Genomic DNA, 18026 nt, shown 5'->3' on the forward strand with positions numbered 1-18026 from the left:
TATGCAAATGAATACTGAAACGCATCAAAATGTTGACTTATCATTATCCAGTTTAATTCGTGCTTCATTTGGTTTGACACTCGTCGCTTTGGGGCTATGCGGTTTTGTCTATAGTTCTGCGGCTACTGGGCTTGGGCAACTGATTTTCCCTGAACAAGCCAACGGAAGTCTGTTGATTGAAAAAAATCATGTATTGGGCTCTCGTCTAGTCGCACAGCCTTTTCAACAAGCGCAATATTTCCAAGCTCGACCATCGGCTGCACACTATGATCCCATGAACATGGCAGGGAGTAATATGGCAAGAACCAATCCTGAATTACATCATATTGTTGCGGAACGCTTGGATAAAATTGCTCAGCAAGAGCATGTTGAAAAATCCAAAATTCCTGCGGATTTAGTGACTGCTTCGGGAAGTGGTATTGATCCTGAAATTAGTGTTCAGTCTGCAATGATTCAGGTTAAGCGAGTTGCCAAAGCACGTCATTTAACTGAAGAAAATGTCGTGCAATTTGTTGAGGAATATACCACTCAAGCTACTTTTGGAATTTTAGGGCAGCCACGAGTCAATGTTCTAGAATTAAATTTAGCGCTGGATCAGCTTGGAAAATAATCCAGTAGATTGCCAAGTTTATTAGGGTCTGTTGGCAATTCGTCTAGGTTTGCGACTAAGTGTGTTTTTTAGACGATTCTAGGCGCGAAATACGAAATTTAGTCGTTCTAAATGAGTAGTTCGTAACTACGAAGCGACAAAAAACACGCTAGTCCCTACTACGCCTTGCGCTGCAAACAAAGCAGTGCTTTGTTCTTGCTCAGGGTTGTGGCTAAAATTATCTCAGCCTATGTTATGAAAGTTGAAAATAGTCTCGCTATTTTCTTCATTTCCTTGCGGAGTATACTCCTCATGCCTGCTCAATTTTAACCTACAACGCAAACCATTTATGAAATGTCAACAGACCATATTGGATCGGTTATTTTTAGAGGCTGTACAGGATGTGATAAAAATTTAATTGAGCATTTGATTTTTATCGCATTCTGCTTCAATGTTTTCTTGTATTCTAAACTTGAAAAGACAGCATAAAATAGATACCAATAGCATGATAAGTAAAGCAAACTGATTTAATCACATTTAAAAAGGATGGCATCACTGCCAATATTTGGAAGACACTAGCGCTATGGTAGATGATCGAAATAATAAAGCAGATGTCTTGTTACAACATACCCAACGCTATCAATCTGGACGACTCACCATCTTTTTGGGGGCTGCTCCGGGTGTTGGCAAAACCTTTGCCATGTTGGTGCGTGCACATGAATTAGCCTTACAGGGCAACAATATTGTGATCGGTTATGTTGAAACGCATGGTCGAGTCGAAACAGAAAACTTGCTTGCAGGCTTGAAAATTATTCCACGCAAAGTCATTGAGTATCAAGGGCATCAGCTTGAAGAAATGGATCTGGATGCTGTTCTTGCAACCAAACCCAGTATTGCTTTAGTGGATGAGTTTGCCCATAGCAATATGCCAAATAGCCGCCATGAAAAGCGTTGGCAAGACATCAATGAATTGTTGGATGCAGGCATTGATGTTTTTACCACCATGAATATTCAGCATTTGGAAAGCTTAAATGATGTGGTATTTCAAATTACAGGAATTCGGGTGGCTGAAACAGTCCCAGATCGTGTATTTGAGCGTATTCGAGATATTCGTTTAATTGATTTACCTGTAAGTGAGTTACTTGAGCGTTTAAATCAAGGTAAAGTTTATGTCCCTGAACAAGCACAACAAGCATTACAGCGCTTTTTCAATCATTCCAATCTGACAGCTTTACGTGAATTGGCGATGCAAACCGTTGCCAGCCATGTCGATAGCGATGTTCGAGAAAATTTTTCGATACAGGGACTTGTTCCCATTCCATTGAAAAACCATATTCTGATTATGTTAGATGGTGGAGGACATGCAGAGGCTTTAGTTCGGGCAGGTTGTCGTATAGCTGAAAATCGTCAAGCACATTGGACTGTGGTGGCATTTTCAGAAGATTCTCAAATTCATCATAAATCTGAAAATTCTCAGCGTCGTGAGATCGAAAGCGCCTTAAATTTGACCCGTCAATTGGGCGGAATGACAGAAATTCTCTATGGTAAACAACATGCAAAAACGCTGTTTGATTATGTGATTGATCGGGGTATTTCGACATTGGTACTCACCCAACCTAAGGCAAAGAGCTTTCAGTTCCATTTAAAATTTAAGCAGAATTTTGTAGATCAATTATTAAAATATCAACCGAGTTTTGAACTCAGTATGGTGCCGATTGTTGCAGAAAATAAACCATATTCTACGATTCTTGAACAAAGTCGGTTTTTAAATCTAAGAGAAATATTTTACGTTTTATCGACGACGGTGATGAGTATTTTCATTGCGAGTCTAGGTGAAAAATATTTAGGTATTGAAGAGCTGTCAGTGATTTTTATTACCGCGGTGGTTTTTGTTGCATCGAAAACACGCATGTTGGCGGCGGTTTTTTCAGCGATTCTATTTTTCTTGGCGTATAATTTTTTCTTTATTACACCTAAGTTTACTTTTCAGATTTCAGCACATCAAGGCGTGATTACTGTGGTCGCTTTTCTGGGTGCTGCTTTAATTTCCAGCCGTTTGGCTTCACGTTTAAAAGAACAAGTTGTCGCGTTAAAAGCGGCAAATAGTTATAACAGTATTATGCAGGATTTGGGACAAAAGCTTTCTGTCGCCGTTGATTTGAAGCAAGTTCAAGAGATTGCAGAAAATAGCCTAAGTAAAAATTTAAATGCTGAAATCTGGTTTTATTTTCCAGGTTTGTCTGCTGAAGTAAGTCCTTTATTGACCATTAGTGATAAAGAGAAAATTTCAGCAGATTGGACCTTTAAAAATCATCAACCTTCAGGACGATTTACTCAAACTCTAACTGAAAATGACTGGTGGTTTTTGCCTTTGTTGGCATCTAAACAGTGTTTAGGCGTCGTTGGAATCAAGTTTCCCAAGCATTTATCTGTTTTAAATACTGAGCAAAAGCAATTAACCGAAACGATGATTGAATATATTGCTCAAGCAATTTCTCGAACTCAACTGAGCAAAGCATTGGAAATTGCCAATATTAATTCGGAAACTGAAAAACTGCGCTCAGCTTTGCTTTCATCGGTGTCACATGATTTACGCTCGCCATTAGCGTCTATGATTGGTGCAGCAGATACTTTGACCAATTACCGTCATTCTATGGATGAACAAGATCAGGACAGTTTATTGGAAGCCATCCGTTTAGAAGGTGAACGTTTAGACCGTTATATCCAAAATTTACTCGATATGACGCGTTTAGGACATGAAGGTCTTAGTCTTAAACGGGATTGGATTGGTGTAGATGAGTTAATTGGTTCAGCAGTGCGTCGTTTAAAACGCTATATGCCACACAGTCTCGTTGAAGTACATTTACCTGAGCAGAGTTTAAGTTTATATGTTCATGCCGCACTGATTGAACAGGCTATTTTCAATGTACTTGAAAATGCTGCTAAGTTTTCGCCAGAACATAAAGCAGTATGTATCGACGTTGTACAATGTAGTGAAAATGAAATTGAAATTGCAATCAGTGACCAAGGACAGGGTATTCCTGAAGATGAGCGTGAGCGAATTTTTGATATGTTCTACACCATGGAGCGTGGTGATCGAGGACAATATGGTACAGGGCTTGGATTAACAATTGTCAAAGCGATTATTGGCGCACATATGGGTAAAATTATGGCTTCATCTGCGAAGAATAATCAAGGGACATGTATTCGTATGCAACTCCCGATCCAGCAAATTGGATAATCTTGCTTTTTGATTTAAGGAAATATCATGCCAGAGCAAAATGTATCAACAAGCTCGATGACCAATGTATTGATTATTGATGATGAAACACAGATTCGTAAATTTTTAGATATTGCACTTCGTGCTCAAGGCTATAAGACACTATTGGCTGAAAATGGTCAAAAGGGCTTGGAAATTTTAGCTTTGCATGGTGCAGATTTGGTGATTCTTGATCTTGGTTTACCTGATCTAGATGGTGCAGAAGTATTGGCAGAGTTAAGAGTCTGGTCACATGTGCCTGTCATTGTATTGTCTGTACGTTCAAGTGAAGAAGAAAAAGTGAAGTTATTGGATGCTGGAGCCAATGATTATGTGACAAAACCTTTTAGCGTACAGGAGCTGATGGCGCGAATACGGGTGCTGCTTCGCCAATATCAAAATGTGGCTGTGGAGTCTGCTTGTTTTGATGATGGGGTGCTAAAAATTGACTTTGCACATCGACAAGTATTTTTAAACCAACAATTGATTTCGTTGACCCGTAAGGAATATCAATTGTTGACCCTATTGGCCCAGCATAAAGGGCAATTGATTACTCAACCGCAAATTTTAAATGATTTGTGGGGACCTACTCATCAAGAAGACACACACTATTTAAGAATTTTAGTGGCAAAACTACGAGGCAAACTGAATGATAACGCTGTTCAACCCACATATATTGTCACCGAGCCAGGTGTAGGACTGAGGTTTTTAGGACAATAAGCACGATACTTTTTAAATAATTTTAATAAAATCAATATCTTGGTTCGGTTGGTTGTTTGGTTATATAAAACTTGCAAGGTCTTGATAGATATTGAAAGTTGATTCAGTAGGGTGGATAAAATTTAAGAGAAAACAGAACTAAAATAAGAATAGTTTACATTTCATTACATTTCTCATTAGGCTTTTTTCCATTCTCATTCGTCTATATAGATATAAGGCAGATTTTTTATGGGTCTGCTTTGATTTAGCTAAAGAGGAATGAGTATGGTAATTCAACATTACAGATCAAATAGCCAAGATATCCTGAGCAATTTATTTCAGGATGCTGTTTCCAATATTTCATCACTTCATCATTAAGTTCAATTGATGTCTGTAGTATTAACCAGTAGATATGATCGACAAACGTATATGACGTTGTGTGGGGTCATGCTGGGGCATGTCTTATTGATTTGGTCGATGACTTTTTTACAAACTGATCAATTCGTTGAAACGCGTTCACCAGAAAATGCGATCAAAATTCGCTTTGTCCGTATGAATAAGACAGAAACGGTTCAAGAGAGCCGTACAGATACGGCAACCGATTCGACACAATCACAAATGCAAGCAGTAACACAGCAACAGAATGCTAAGACACCGATATCCAAGCAAAAACAAAGCAAAGTAATTCAGAGTAGCGAATCCAAGAAAGTGATCATGGATCAACCAAAACAAAATACTCAAAAAGCCACACTGACAAAAACAACAGATCAATCTTCAAATAACAGCACAGCGTCGAATCAACAACAATCCATGCAAACGCAAACCAAGACTGATTTAAATACTTCGAAACAACAGTCATCTTCTGGGCAATCAAATGAGCAGACTCAAAAATCTGGTGGCGAAGAAGGTCGAGAAAATAAAAAGGAGCAAAGTGCTGAATCTGCACCAAAACCGCAACAACCGATTATGGTCAGTAAGGTTGATGTATTGAGCTTTGGCAAGCTGAATTACGATGACCGTGAGTTACAGAATCAACAGCGTTTACTGGTTTTGACTATCAAGATTAATCCTCAAGGACAAGCGATTGATGTCAAAGTGAAACAAAGTACAGGATTAAGCAGTTTAGATGCACGAGGTGTTCAGGCTGCACAAAAAACCAAATTTAAACCACACATCTTAAACGGTGAAGCAGTTGCTATCGTGGTGGATTTTCCCATTCAGCTTAAGCTTGGTCGCAACCGCTGATTGGACTAACAGGTGTATACAACGTTTATTGAGGAATTTTTATGAACGCAGCGACAGAAAAAGCAATGACAGAAAGTTTAATGCAACGTTTAAAGCAAACGACTGCTGAAGAACATGATCGCATGGAAGTTTTGATGCAACAATCGGGTGCTTTTGCCAGCCAAGAAAATTATGCCCAATTCACACTTTCACAGTATTACTTTCAGAAAGATGTTGAGCATTTATATGAAGATTCAAAGGTGCAACAGTTGATTCCTGATTTAGATGTGCGTGGTCGTTCTGATGCAGCATTGCAGGATTTGGCTGATTTAGGTGTGCAGCCACAACAAAGCGATATTGCGACGCATACCGTGAGCTTTCCACAATCATTAGGCTGGATTTATGTCTCTGAAGGTTCGACATTAGGTGCAGCATTTTTACTCAAAGAAGCGCAAGCTAAATTTGGCTTTAATGCAGAGTTTGGTGCACGTAATTTGGCAGCATATCCAGAAGGTCGAGGCTTAGTATGGAAACGTTTCAAGCAAACGCTGGATGAGGCAAATTTTAGTTCAGAAGATCAACAACTAATTATTGAAGGAGCGATGCAAGGCTTTCAGCGTTTTGGTGAGCTTTTAGCACAATTGAAAACACTGAAATAAATGATGAATCGTTGAAAAGGGAATCAAACAATGAAGCAAACAGGAACTGAAACAGATATTAATACCAGTATGACATTGCCAGAACCGAAACTGGCGAAGTCATGGTTGGTACGTTGCGTGTGTATTGCACTCGCAGGTTTATGTTTGATTTTGGGTACCATTGGTTTAGTTGTACCAGGTTTGCCTACGTTTGATTTTTATTTTCTTGCAGCAATTTTTGCAGCCAAAGGCTCAAAACGAATGCATCACTGGATTGTAAACAATCGACTGATTGCACCAATTTTACAGCAGTGGCAGACCCAGCGCACATTACCTACAAAAGTGAAGTTATTTTCTTTGTTGAGTATGAGTGTAGCAGCTGGAATTTTAATTTTGACAGTGCCTCATCCGTGGGCAGTCGGTGCAATTATTATGATGATGATTTGCGTACAATTATGGATGTGGCTTAAGGCATGAATCAATGAGGATTATCTTTGGATGGAAATCTTTAACCCCTATAAAAATATTGAAGAATTAAAACATTTACTTCTACAAGCAAATTTAAAAGTGACTACAACAAGATTAACAGTACTGAATATTTTAAAAAATGCACGGCGTGAACTCACTGCCGCAGAAATTTTATACAATCCATCACCTCAGGTTAAAAAGCTGTCTTTTGCAGGCGTATATCAGACCTTGAGGCAGTTGGAAGAAGCTGGTGTGTTGGTGAAATTTAAACTTGGAAATGAACAGGCACTCTATTCATTTAAAAATTGCCAGACCAATATCCGAATATGCTGTAAAAAATGTGGTCAATTACAGTTGATTCATGATCAAGATTTGGAAGGTCATCTTCAAGCGTTGATGCTGGCACATGGTGCTAGCACTTATCATCTCACTTTGGAAAAGTCGGAGTGTTTCTATTGTGATGGTTAAAATGATGTTTCACTTATATTGATGACAATAAAATCTATATTTATTTGAAAATATTCATAAGGACAGGTATATAAATTTGGATACAAAAATGATGCGCTGTCATAGATGTTTTTAATAAGGTTTTATAGAAAAATAATTGTTATTTTTAATCCATATATCGCAACAATATACGATTGGTCGACAAAAATGTAATTTAAAATTCAGTGATTTTAGAGAAGAGCTGCTTGACATTTAAATGATAATTATTATCATTTGTGTGAGCTTAAACGAGTTGATTCTATTGTGAACAAAAATCCTGCATTTGTAGATCAATTGTATCGTGATCATCAGTCTTGGTTACATCAATGGCTGAGAAAAAAGATGGGTAGCAGTGAACATGCGGCTGATTTGGTTCAAGATACTTTTATCAAGATTTTACAGACGCGTGATGAGTTGTTTGGGATAAAAGAGCCGCGTGCTTATTTAGTCACGATCGCACGTAATTTAATGATTGATCAAGTCCGCCGCAAACGCATTGAGCAAGCGTATTGGGATGAATTAGGTCAAATGGAATATCTTTTAGATGCGATTCCTTCACCGGAAGACCAACTACAGATTATTCAAGCGATTGATCAGATTTGTCAAGCATTGGCATCTGTTTCTGAAAAAGCCCAACGTGCGTTTGTTTTACATTATTTTGAAGGTTTGACTCATAAAGAGATTGCCGAGCAGATTGGTGTTTCAACGAAAATGATTCAAAAATATCTCGCAACATGCTTGGTGCAATGTTATGTGTTAAAGCAAGAGAAGGATCTGTTTGTATAAATGATAGATGATCAGAAAAGCAAACAAAAATTAATTGAAGAAGCCGCAGAGTGGATTGTATTGCTCAGTGCTGATGATGATTCAACAAAAAAAGCGGCTAAAATGGATTTTGATGCTTGGAAAAGTATGAGTCCGCAACGACAAAAAATTGCACAAGATATTGAACATTATCTGTATTCCATTCAAAAACTGGTACAGACCCCGCAACAGCAACAAATGACGCAATCCGTTCTGAAAGCAGGTTTGCAAAGTGCAAATAAACAAAAGAATTTACATTATGGTAGCCTCTTTGCCATCGCATTATGCAGTTTGGGGGGGATTTATACTTATCTTGCCTATCATCCAATCGCTTACCTCACGGCTGACCTCAAGTCTTCGGCAGGAGAATGGAAGACTCAAAGCTTAAACGATGGGTCAACGCTGAAATTTCGTGGTCAAAGTGCGGTTAATGTACATTTTTCTGCTAATCAACGTGTCGTTGAATTGGTCCAAGGCGAAATATTTGTAGATGTCGCTAAAGACCAAGCACGTCCATTTATTGTTCAAACACAACATGGTCAAATCGAAGCTTTAGGCACTGCATTTAGTGTTCGTTATCAGCCAGAACTTACAGAACTCAAGATGTTGCATTCTAAAGTGAAAGTACAAACTTCTCACTTCGTTAAAGAACCATCCAAGCCATCTTCCGTGATTGTATCCGCAGGGCAGGAAGTCACATTTAATGGATATGCTATACAACCCATTCATGATTTGAACATCCATAACGAACAACAAAAATGGATGCAAGGTCAGTTGATTGTTGAAAATATGCCTTTATCGAAAGTTTTGACGGAATTAGATCAAAATAGCCGAACGAAAATTATATTTAAAACGGATCAACTGGAAAAAATCCAAGTCAATGCAGTCTTGCCTTTAGATCAAACTGAAAATGCTTTGAAATTGTTGAATAGTGTGTTTCCACAGCTCAAGATTTATCAAATCACGCCGTATCTGACTGTGGTAACGACTCAATAAAATAAGTAGTTATATCTATCAGTCGGTTTACATCTATCAGTCGGTTTACATCTCAATCAACCACATTGCTCTCAACACTCAACAATGAGTGATCTGAAACGCACTGATGAATGAGAACAGACGATTACATTTTATCAATAAAGCCCTGTCTCAGGAAATTGTGGCTGACTTTTTCAAGTTTCATATTTTATCAAGAATTTGATCGAACTCAGGTTAAAGACAAAAGTTTCTTGCCTGATCAAGATCAATCAGATTTGGAAAGCTTCCCAAAGCTCCGTTTCGTCATAAGTCTAAGACCCGTTCAAGTTTCATTTAAAAAAAAATTTTAATTCTAGGTTCCACTTTTTTATTTCTCGTGCGTCATATTAAGTAGAAGCAAAGATTAGGATTCATTTAATTATGTATGTTGAATGATTCTTATTTACATTTACTGGGGCGTAAAATGAGCAAAGCTGCTTGGGATAAAAAGCAAACAAAATCTTCTTTTCGAGTTTCATCATTGGCATTTGCTATTCATGTTGCTTGTGTGGGGATTGGTGCAATGGGCCTGGCGCAAAGCGTCTCTGCGCAAACTTTGGAATCACGTTCTTATCATATCCCAGCAGGTTCACTTGCCAGTGTTTTAAACACTTTTGCTGAACAAGCAGGTACCACGATTGCCATAGATGCCAATTTATTAAAAGGAAAATCCAGTTCTGGTTTGACTGGGCAATATGATGTGGAAAGTGGTTTCCAGCGTATTTTAGCACCCACTGAATTTGTTGCAGCAAAAGTGGGCAGTGGCTATATGCTCAAGCAAGTGACTCAAGCTGAACTTAAAACCGCAGCAGCAACCACTCAATCAACAGCCACCGAATATGAAAATGCGGTACAACTTAGCCCAATGACTGTTTTTGGCACAGTTAGTCGAGATACAAAAGGGCAGAATGATGTTTATGACCAAGATATTTCTAGCGTCTACGCCAGCAAAGAGCAAATAGAACGATATAAAGGCGCTCAGCCAGCAGACTTATTTAAGGGAATGGTCGGAGTATACAGTGGGGATGCTCGAAATAGTGGTGCTTTAGATCCAAGCATACGTGGCGTTCAAGGACCGGGACGAGTGCCAGTGCTTATTGATGGGACAGAGCAAGCACTAACAGTATGGCGCGGTTATAACGGTGCAAATAACCGTAGTTATATCGATCCGAATTTAATCGGTGGGCTACAAGTCATCAAAGGACCTTCCATCACCCGCAATGTAAACACAGGTGTCGGCGGTGCTGTCGTTATTCATACTTTGGCTGTAGATGATGTTTTAAAAGAAGGTAAAAATTTTGGTGGAGAAATAAAAGTAGAAACCAGCAGTAATGCAGTGAAACCTAGAGAACCGCAATTACTCACAGGTCAAAGTATTTATGATAATCCCAACTATCCGCCAGTAGCAACGAACTGGCAAGGTAAGCCAATATTCGAACCTTATTATGATCCGTCTTTATTTAAGATGGCACGCCAGAATAAAGAGAACAATATATACTCAGGTGATGATGTTGCGACTCGTATCGCTTTGGCGGGGCGTACTGATAACTTTGAAGTATTGGCTGCTTATGCTTATCGGAATAAGGGCAATCATTTTGCCGGAAAAAATGGCAGTGAATATTATAATAAACCATCGCAGGAACGTTATAACTATGTTCCTTATCTTGCCAAAGTTTATCCGGGAGGTACAGAAGTTCCGAATACATCTCTGGAAACAGAATCTTATTTGTTGAAAGCAACATGGAAGCCGACTGATGAACAGCGTTTAGAGTTCGGTTATCGGGACAGTTCAATCACCAACGGAGAAATACTGCCCTCGAGAATTGCTTGGGAGGCATTGGTAAAAAACAAAACAGGCGTACCACAGTGGCCTTTAAGTCATATTGACTCCAAAGCCTATAATATGGAATACAAATATCAGCCTCAAAACAATAATTTGGTTGATTTTTACAGCAATATTTGGCGAACTGATACCAAAAGCAATACCTATAGTTCTGGTGGATTTCCCAATGATACCAATGAGAACTTGGGCATCTTTGTGAACAGTGCCGTCGCAAACTCAGACAATACTCGCCAAGGAATAACCTTGAGCAATAAGTTTAAATTACTGTCTAGTCTTGGCTTGACTGTTGGTGGAAGTTTTCAAAAAGAAAAGCTCAGTTCAGATGATATTTATAAAGACCCAAATATTAACGGAACGAATTCAGGTTATCGAATGGTACCGAGAGCAGGACGTCGAGAAGAAAAAGAGTTTAATTTTAACTTTGACTATCAGCCTGTATCATGGCTGACGCTAAATGCAGGTGCAAGATATCAAAACTATTGGGCCTTTGATGATTTTCTTAATGAACGGGTCAATGCAGGTGATCCCCAGTTTAACCTGATTAAAAAAGCCACTGCATTAAGCATGATTTATTTTACCAAAAAAGCAAATATGACCCCAGAACGAGAACAACAAATAAGAAATACATTAGATGCATCCGCTTTGGCTCAGGGCTGGACGGAAGAATATAAGCAAAAAGAATTAAAAAGATATATATATACTCAACGTAATACGATTAACTATCAAAAGGATAGTCGTGGACAATTAACCATTGCCAATAATCCCTTTTTAAATGGGACTTTAGTGGAGGGGCGGGATTATGGATATTATGCGAGCGGCACTCCTAGTGCTTATGAAGATATTGACTTAACCAAAACAGGTGTGCAAAAAAGCAAAGATGGTGGTTGGACACCGACGGCTTCAGCAACGGTTAACTTTAACTCGAATAGTCGAATGTATTTGCGCTATAGCGAAGCATATAGAATGCCAAGTATGTTTGAAAGTACGCTTGGTTTTTCTGGAACTTTAAGTGGTTATAAGTTAGAACCTGAACATGCATCGAACTATGAACTCGCCTATGTTCATAATCTTTCAGAGTTTTTTAAAAACAGCAGTTATGCCGATATTAAATTGGCTTATTACTATAACAAAACCAAGAATGCGATTGAGCGTAGTCCAACTTTGGCATTTAGTAATGTCGATAGTCTCACTACAGAAGGACTGGAACTACAAAGTCGTTTTGACAATGGACATTTCTTTACGGATTTGAGTGCCAATTACCGTTTTAAGAATAAAGTATGTGATGAAAATTCAGCAATGATTTTGGGGGCAAATAAGCAGTTCTCAGTAAATCGCTGTGTCGATGATGGATTTGTAGGGGGATATTTGGTCAGTATGGCAATTCCCAAATATTCAGTAAATTTGACGCTTGGAGGACGTTTCTTTGATCAGAAATTGGAATTGGGTACACGAGCGAGTTATTACCAAAAATATGAAAATCCTGAAACGAAAAACTATAACGGGATAGAGATGAGTTATTACGCCAATACCCCTTTGGCTTGGAACTCAATGACCATTTTAGATGCTTATATCAATTATCGACTGAAGCAGGACACTTTATTTGAACTGGTGGGAACTAATCTTACTGACGAATTCTATATTGATCCTTTAACCCGTTCGGCAATCGCAGCACCTGGTCGAACATTTAAGCTAAGCATTACCCATAAGTTTTAAGGAACTTAAAGGTAATTAACCGAATTTATTGCACGTGCTGTGCGATAAATGTGTGGAAAATAAGACAGGTACTCCTTGATTTTACACTTAAATTGAAAAATTAAAATCAGTGCAGCACATGTTTTATTTTAAATGATAATCATTAAGTTTTTTATTTTTATTCTTAATGGTAAAACTTTAAACTCATAACGAGGAATTTAAAATGAAACTTCAATCTATCTCACTGGCTGTTTTACTATCTATTGGTTTAGTCGGTGCTGCTCAGGCAGCTATAGTCGGTGAGTCGAGTGATGTTAGTAAAATCGAGGTCGCAGCTACAGGTTCACTTGGACCAACTCATCCAAACTCGGGTGTAGGTTTCGGAATCAAAGACTTTTATAACGGCGCAGTTGTTGCATTCTCGGGTTTTAACGGTTATGCAGATGGCAATGGGGTAGTGCGTTTGAACCCGTATTTACCAGGTCTTCCGCCAACACATGCTGCTATCGGTTATGCCAACTATAAACAAGTGCCTACGCAAGACGTTTGGTTTGGTGAGTGGAATGCCGAAGCCAAAGATGCCAGTGGAAACCGTCTAGGTACAGTTGATCCAACAACACATACTGTTTATTACAATGGTAAAGATGCGGATACCAGCGTACCGTCTACAGGTACTGCAAATTATAGCGTTCAAGGTGTCAATAATTATAATGGCTCTAATTTGTTGTCAGGTACGTTTACTGCAAACTTTGCAACCAAACAGTTAACTGGTTCATTGAGCGATAGTTCACGTACCTTTAATTTAGGTACTGCAACAATTAATAATGACGCTACGATTAGTGGTTCAAATGCATCTTGGACAGGTGGACCTTCTGGTGGTGATGTTTCAGGTCAGTTTTATAATAGCCAAAGCAGCTTAGCAGGCATTGCAACATTTGTAGGTAACAATACATATGATGTTGCATTCGGCGGTAAGAAATAATGATTTGAATAAGAAAGGCTTGCTTTGGTAAGTCTTTCTTTTTTTTATTTTATAGGGTGATCAATGAAAAAAATAGTATTGCTTGGCGTTGTGCTACTGTGTGGAGAAACTGTCTATGCAGCAGATGATACCAGTATCAGGTTAAATCAGGAAATTAGTCAGCAGCAATATCAAAATGATAAGAAACTACTCAAATCAGATGATCCCAAAAAAGACCAAGCATTACCGAATCTGATCATACAAGGTCAGGAATATATGGTGAAGGATGAACCCGCAGAAGTTGCTTATGCGCTTTATTTGGCAGTGATGCAAAAACAATGGCAAGTCGCTTTACGTTATTTAGAAAAATATAAAAATTTTCCAAATTATGATCAGGCTTTGACTGAATTCGCTGAAGGCGTCATGGCACGAACACAGGGAAATTTAAGCTTAGCTGAAAGTAAACTACAACACAGTCTAAAGATTCAATCCAATAATTTAATGACACAGCTTGAGCTGGCACGTGTCTACACCGAACAACAGAAAAATCAGCAAGGACTACAGTTATTTCAGCAGATTCAATCTCAATTGAGCATGTCTACCGATCCTGCTGCTCAAGGTATTCTTCAAACTGTAGAGATGTATCTTAAAGGACTTAAACAACGTGATGCATGGCAAGGTTCCTTAGCTTTTGGTTCACGTTATGCCAGTAATATCAATAACGCTTCAAATAAATACGACATTGTGACCTATTACGGTATTGACCCAGAGACGAAGGAAGTCGTGCCTGTCGAACAATTAAAGCGAGGTACACCAGATGCGATCAGTGCGCAAGGTCTGGATTATGAAGCCACTTTAACCAAGCGTTGGTCACTTTCTGGACAGCATGGTATTGCTTTACGTGGATTATTCTATGGTCAAGTTTACCCAGAACAGACAGATTATAATGAATTAACTTTTAATTTAAATGCGGGTTATAGTTTTTATAATGAACGTAATCAAGTCTTGGTTGCTCCTGTATTTGAACATAAATACTATGCACATGATCCACTCTACAGTGCTTATGGGTTAAGAGGCGAGTGGATGCGTTTTATTTCCAACGATAAAGCCGTCAAGTTAGAAGCTGAAATGAAAGATATGAACTATTCTCAGTATAAGGGGCAGAATGGCACGGAATATTCAGTCTATTCAACTTTTTGGAAAATTTTACCAAAAAACTGGACCTTATTTGGTGGACTGGATTTCGTTGACCATAATACCCAAGAGCAATATTTCACAGCATATCAACAACAAGGCATACGTTTAGGGCTGTCCAAAAATTTTACCGCAGGCTTTAACACCAATTTATTTAGTTCTTTTCGTTGGCGTCAATTTGATAAATTTACGCCTGCATTGGAGGCTAGGCGACATGATTTTGAACAAAACTATACCTTGATTTTAAGTGCGCCACGTTGGGCTTTTTACGGTTTAACACCGAATCTTACTTATCAATATAATCAAAATAACAGTAATGTAGAGTGGTTGTATTCCTATGATAAACATAATATCAGCTTAAAGTTAGAACATCGTTTTTAAACTGATATTTTAACTTAAGCTCATAAAAATCATCTTTAATTCATCAATATAAGTATCAGATCAATGATGCAGCATTTCAGAACAAAGAAATTTGTTCATAGATAGCATCAATTGTTTAAATTATTAAGTTAGATCAAAGGCTTATTCAAATTTTTTTATCACAATGCTGTTTGTTGGATAAATCATTAAGATTATTGTCGTTGAATAGTTAAATGTAATGTTATAACATAACAATAAATTACAATCTGGATATATCATCGTGCGTCGTCATAGTTTAGCCATTGCAATTTCTTTACCGATCTTTCCTGCCTATGCGGTGGATAATAAAGAGCTCAATGTTTTACCCATCATTCGAGTAGATGCAGAAAAAGACATTTTTAAACAAGATCTTGTGGTTGTAAAAAATAAAAATGCGGACAATAAAACTTTAGGAGATGCCTTAAAGCAAGTTTCAGGAGTGCAAAGTAGTGCTTTTGGTCCAAATGCTGGTGCACCAGTCATCCGTAGTTTAGGCGGCAATCGAGTACAGATTTTAGAAAATGGTCAATCGCTTTATGGAATGAATGCAATCAGTGGCAATATTAATATTCCATTTGATCCATTGTTTAGCCAATCAATTACGGTCAATAAATCCTCTGATACGGTGCGTTATGGCGGGAATGCTATTGGTGGGAGTGTGGACATTGATACAGGAATCATTGATCAAGTGCTTCCTGAAAAAAAAACTGAACTGAAACTTGTCGCTAAAAAGGGCTGGAATGATTTTGATGCAAAGGGCTTTAAATTAAATTTAAATAACCAAAAGAATTTTTCGACCAATTTCTTATTTTCGACGCAAGAGATTGCGGCATATAAAATTCCGGGTAACGGTAAAGCAAAAGTCTGTAATAGCGCACTATTTCCTGCAACAGGTGGAGTGAATACAGGTTTAGCTGATGCTTGCCAAAAAGACGCACGAATTCAACAGGTGTATAACACGGCATCACAGCCATATATTGACCAATTCATGACAGAAAATCCAGATTGGGCAGATGGTACATTTTCTTTTTATACAGACAAGCCAACATCTGTATGGAGTGGGAAAACTTATACCAATCCTGTAAATCCAAATTATGTTCCGAATAGCAAACAGTTTACGGAAAATAAAATTAATAAGGACGTTACCCCGAACTATAGCGGTAAGCTTGGAAACAGTTACTTAGATAATCAGCATTTTGCTGTAGGCACAACATATTTTCTTGATCGAGGATATATCGGACTCAGTGCTGATTCGAAGAAAAGTGAATACGGTGTTCCAGGATTTTCTCTTGAAAATAAATCCTTTCAATCGACCAGTGAAAGCGTTCCAGTAGGGGTTAAAACGGATCAACGAAGATATTCACTTGCGAGTGAACTTAACTTTAGCCCATTGTTGCTCAATCAAATTCAGTTTAATGCCAGTAAAACAGTCAATACCTCTGCTGAGTATCTGGGTACTGGGATGGCCAATCGTTATCAATTTGATACACAACAAGCAGAATTATTACTTAAACATCGACCAACCGAATTTTGGAGTGGTTTTGTTGGTCTAAATCAAATAGATCGTAAAGTTGAAGGGCAAGGGAAATTACGCTATTTACCTCATGTTGATACTCGAACACAAGCTGTATTTATTAAGGAAAAATTAGACTTTGACTGGCTAGAATTAGATGCAGGTTACCGTAATGAAAAAGTAGAACACAAAATTCAAGCGAGTGATTTTAAAACAGCAAGAAACTCACCAAATACTAAGTTAAAGGATACTGAATTTGATTTAGACAGTTATAGCTTTGGGTCTTATTTCAAATATAATGATTTATTGGGCTTAAAATTACGCTATTCGGTTTCAGATCGAGCGCCTGAAATCAATGAGCTTTATGCGAGTAATGCGCACTACTCTACCATGATGCAAGAGGAAGGAAATCAAAAGCTCAAAGCAGAAAAGTCGAAAAATCTAGAATTGACAGGATTATTGAATTATCAAAATTTTAATTTAACTGCCACTGTTTATAAAATGAAATATGACAATTACTTATACTTAACCCATTCAGGTGTGCAGACTCAAAACCGTTTACCGCTTAAATATTGGACACAGACAGATGCTGAAATCACAGGGTTTGAAGTTGATTTAAAACAAAAAGTTGAATTAAATGCCTATGGCTCAGTTGTGCTATCCGCATTTGCCGATTTTGTTAAAAATAAAAACCTTCATCCGAATCAGTTTAGTCTGTTTAATGACGGAAACTATTTACCCAATATGCCAACCAACCGTTATGGCATGAGTGTTGAATGGGCACAAAATGATTGGTCTGCACGATTATCCAGTATCTATTATGATAAGCCTCAATATTTGGGAAAAAGCGTGTCTGAAGAAGTGCCATTGCCAGCATATAACATGATGGATTTTCAAATTCAAAAACACTTCAAACTACAAAAAACCAGTATGGACGTATTTTTAAATGGATCGAATTTATTGAATGAAGATGCAAGACCACAAAACTCGCCGTTAAAATATATTGCACCGCTTCCTGGACGTGGCTTTCAAGTCGGTGTGAATATAAAAATCTAATTGGCTTGATTAACCGGATTGAGAAGTATTGTTTTTGCTATCTTAATCATGCAGCATTTCAACAGAAATCAACTGATCATCTGCGCCTTGTTCTTTGAGAATAGGGCGCTTTCAATATGATTTATGATGCTTGATTTTTGAATTAATCAAAGAGAGCAGGGCACGGTTATAAGCTTCAATGATTTGA

At 38.0% G+C, this 18026-nt stretch carries 12 protein-coding genes and 1 pseudogene; all 13 read left to right on the plus strand.

Features of this window, described 5'->3' with window-relative positions:
• The first annotated feature begins 7 nt into the window (after positions 1–7).
• The 13 genes and pseudogenes from kdpC (at position 8) to ACINWC743_RS18140 (ending at position 17839) form a co-directional block, all read left to right on the plus strand.
• Entirely contained in the window at positions 8–610 is a 603-nt protein-coding gene (kdpC, locus tag ACINWC743_RS18075; RefSeq protein WP_009586469.1) for a potassium-transporting ATPase subunit KdpC, read from the plus strand.
• 562 nt (positions 611–1172) lie between these two features.
• Complete coding sequence (locus ACINWC743_RS18080; RefSeq protein WP_009586488.1) at positions 1173–3830, plus strand: sensor histidine kinase; 2658 nt, start codon at positions 1173–1175, stop codon at positions 3828–3830.
• A 27-nt stretch (positions 3831–3857) separates the two neighbouring features.
• Positions 3858–4568: a response regulator gene (locus ACINWC743_RS18085; protein ID WP_004828685.1), complete on the plus strand. Its 711-nt coding sequence runs from the start codon at positions 3858–3860 to the stop codon at positions 4566–4568.
• 366 nt (positions 4569–4934) lie between these two features.
• On the plus strand, positions 4935–5792 hold the full coding sequence (locus ACINWC743_RS18090) for a TonB family protein (protein ID WP_035301401.1): 858 nt from the start codon (positions 4935–4937) through the stop codon (positions 5790–5792).
• A 41-nt stretch (positions 5793–5833) separates the two neighbouring features.
• Positions 5834–6430: a biliverdin-producing heme oxygenase gene (locus ACINWC743_RS18095; protein WP_009586442.1), complete on the plus strand. Its 597-nt coding sequence runs from the start codon at positions 5834–5836 to the stop codon at positions 6428–6430.
• 30 nt (positions 6431–6460) lie between these two features.
• Positions 6461–6886: a YbaN family protein gene (locus tag ACINWC743_RS18100; RefSeq protein WP_009586455.1), complete on the plus strand. Its 426-nt coding sequence runs from the start codon at positions 6461–6463 to the stop codon at positions 6884–6886.
• A gap of 21 nt (positions 6887–6907) precedes the next feature.
• Complete coding sequence (locus ACINWC743_RS18105; protein WP_004828689.1) at positions 6908–7345, plus strand: Fur family transcriptional regulator; 438 nt, start codon at positions 6908–6910, stop codon at positions 7343–7345.
• Positions 7346–7580: 235 nt separating this feature from the next.
• Positions 7581–8149 (plus strand): annotated as a pseudogene (locus ACINWC743_RS18110) (sigma-70 family RNA polymerase sigma factor).
• Positions 8150–9163 (plus strand): FecR family protein, encoded by a 1014-nt coding sequence (locus ACINWC743_RS18115; RefSeq protein WP_009586490.1) that lies wholly within the window; start codon positions 8150–8152, stop codon positions 9161–9163.
• A gap of 442 nt (positions 9164–9605) precedes the next feature.
• Positions 9606–12737, plus strand: a complete 3132-nt coding sequence (locus tag ACINWC743_RS18125; protein ID WP_035301417.1) for a TonB-dependent receptor — start codon at positions 9606–9608, stop codon at positions 12735–12737.
• 202 nt (positions 12738–12939) lie between these two features.
• Positions 12940–13698 (plus strand): Slam-dependent surface lipoprotein, encoded by a 759-nt coding sequence (locus ACINWC743_RS18130; RefSeq protein ID WP_009586465.1) that lies wholly within the window; start codon positions 12940–12942, stop codon positions 13696–13698.
• A gap of 63 nt (positions 13699–13761) precedes the next feature.
• Positions 13762–15252 (plus strand): surface lipoprotein assembly modifier, encoded by a 1491-nt coding sequence (locus ACINWC743_RS18135; protein WP_009586467.1) that lies wholly within the window; start codon positions 13762–13764, stop codon positions 15250–15252.
• A 259-nt stretch (positions 15253–15511) separates the two neighbouring features.
• Positions 15512–17839, plus strand: a complete 2328-nt coding sequence (locus ACINWC743_RS18140) for a TonB-dependent receptor (protein WP_009586439.1) — start codon at positions 15512–15514, stop codon at positions 17837–17839.
• Positions 17840–18026: the final 187 nt, after the last annotated feature.

The organism is Acinetobacter sp. WC-743 (assembly GCF_000335555.1).
Taxonomy (GTDB): Bacteria; Pseudomonadota; Gammaproteobacteria; order Pseudomonadales; family Moraxellaceae; genus Acinetobacter; species Acinetobacter bereziniae.

Bases quoted from the DNA above. Each gene is read 5' to 3' on its own strand.
- kdpC (WP_009586469.1), top strand. From the start codon at position 8: ATGAATACTGAAACGCATCAAAATGTTGACTTATCATTATCCAGTTTA.
- ACINWC743_RS18080 (WP_009586488.1), top strand. From the start codon at position 1,173: ATGGTAGATGATCGAAATAATAAAGCAGATGTCTTGTTACAACATACC.
- ACINWC743_RS18085 (WP_004828685.1), top strand. From the start codon at position 3,858: ATGCCAGAGCAAAATGTATCAACAAGCTCGATGACCAATGTATTGATT.
- ACINWC743_RS18090 (WP_035301401.1), top strand. From the start codon at position 4,935: ATGTCTGTAGTATTAACCAGTAGATATGATCGACAAACGTATATGACG.
- ACINWC743_RS18095 (WP_009586442.1), top strand. From the start codon at position 5,834: ATGAACGCAGCGACAGAAAAAGCAATGACAGAAAGTTTAATGCAACGT.
- ACINWC743_RS18100 (WP_009586455.1), top strand. From the start codon at position 6,461: ATGAAGCAAACAGGAACTGAAACAGATATTAATACCAGTATGACATTG.
- ACINWC743_RS18105 (WP_004828689.1), top strand. From the start codon at position 6,908: ATGGAAATCTTTAACCCCTATAAAAATATTGAAGAATTAAAACATTTA.
- ACINWC743_RS18115 (WP_009586490.1), top strand. From the start codon at position 8,150: ATGATAGATGATCAGAAAAGCAAACAAAAATTAATTGAAGAAGCCGCA.
- ACINWC743_RS18125 (WP_035301417.1), top strand. From the start codon at position 9,606: ATGAGCAAAGCTGCTTGGGATAAAAAGCAAACAAAATCTTCTTTTCGA.
- ACINWC743_RS18130 (WP_009586465.1), top strand. From the start codon at position 12,940: ATGAAACTTCAATCTATCTCACTGGCTGTTTTACTATCTATTGGTTTA.
- ACINWC743_RS18135 (WP_009586467.1), top strand. From the start codon at position 13,762: ATGAAAAAAATAGTATTGCTTGGCGTTGTGCTACTGTGTGGAGAAACT.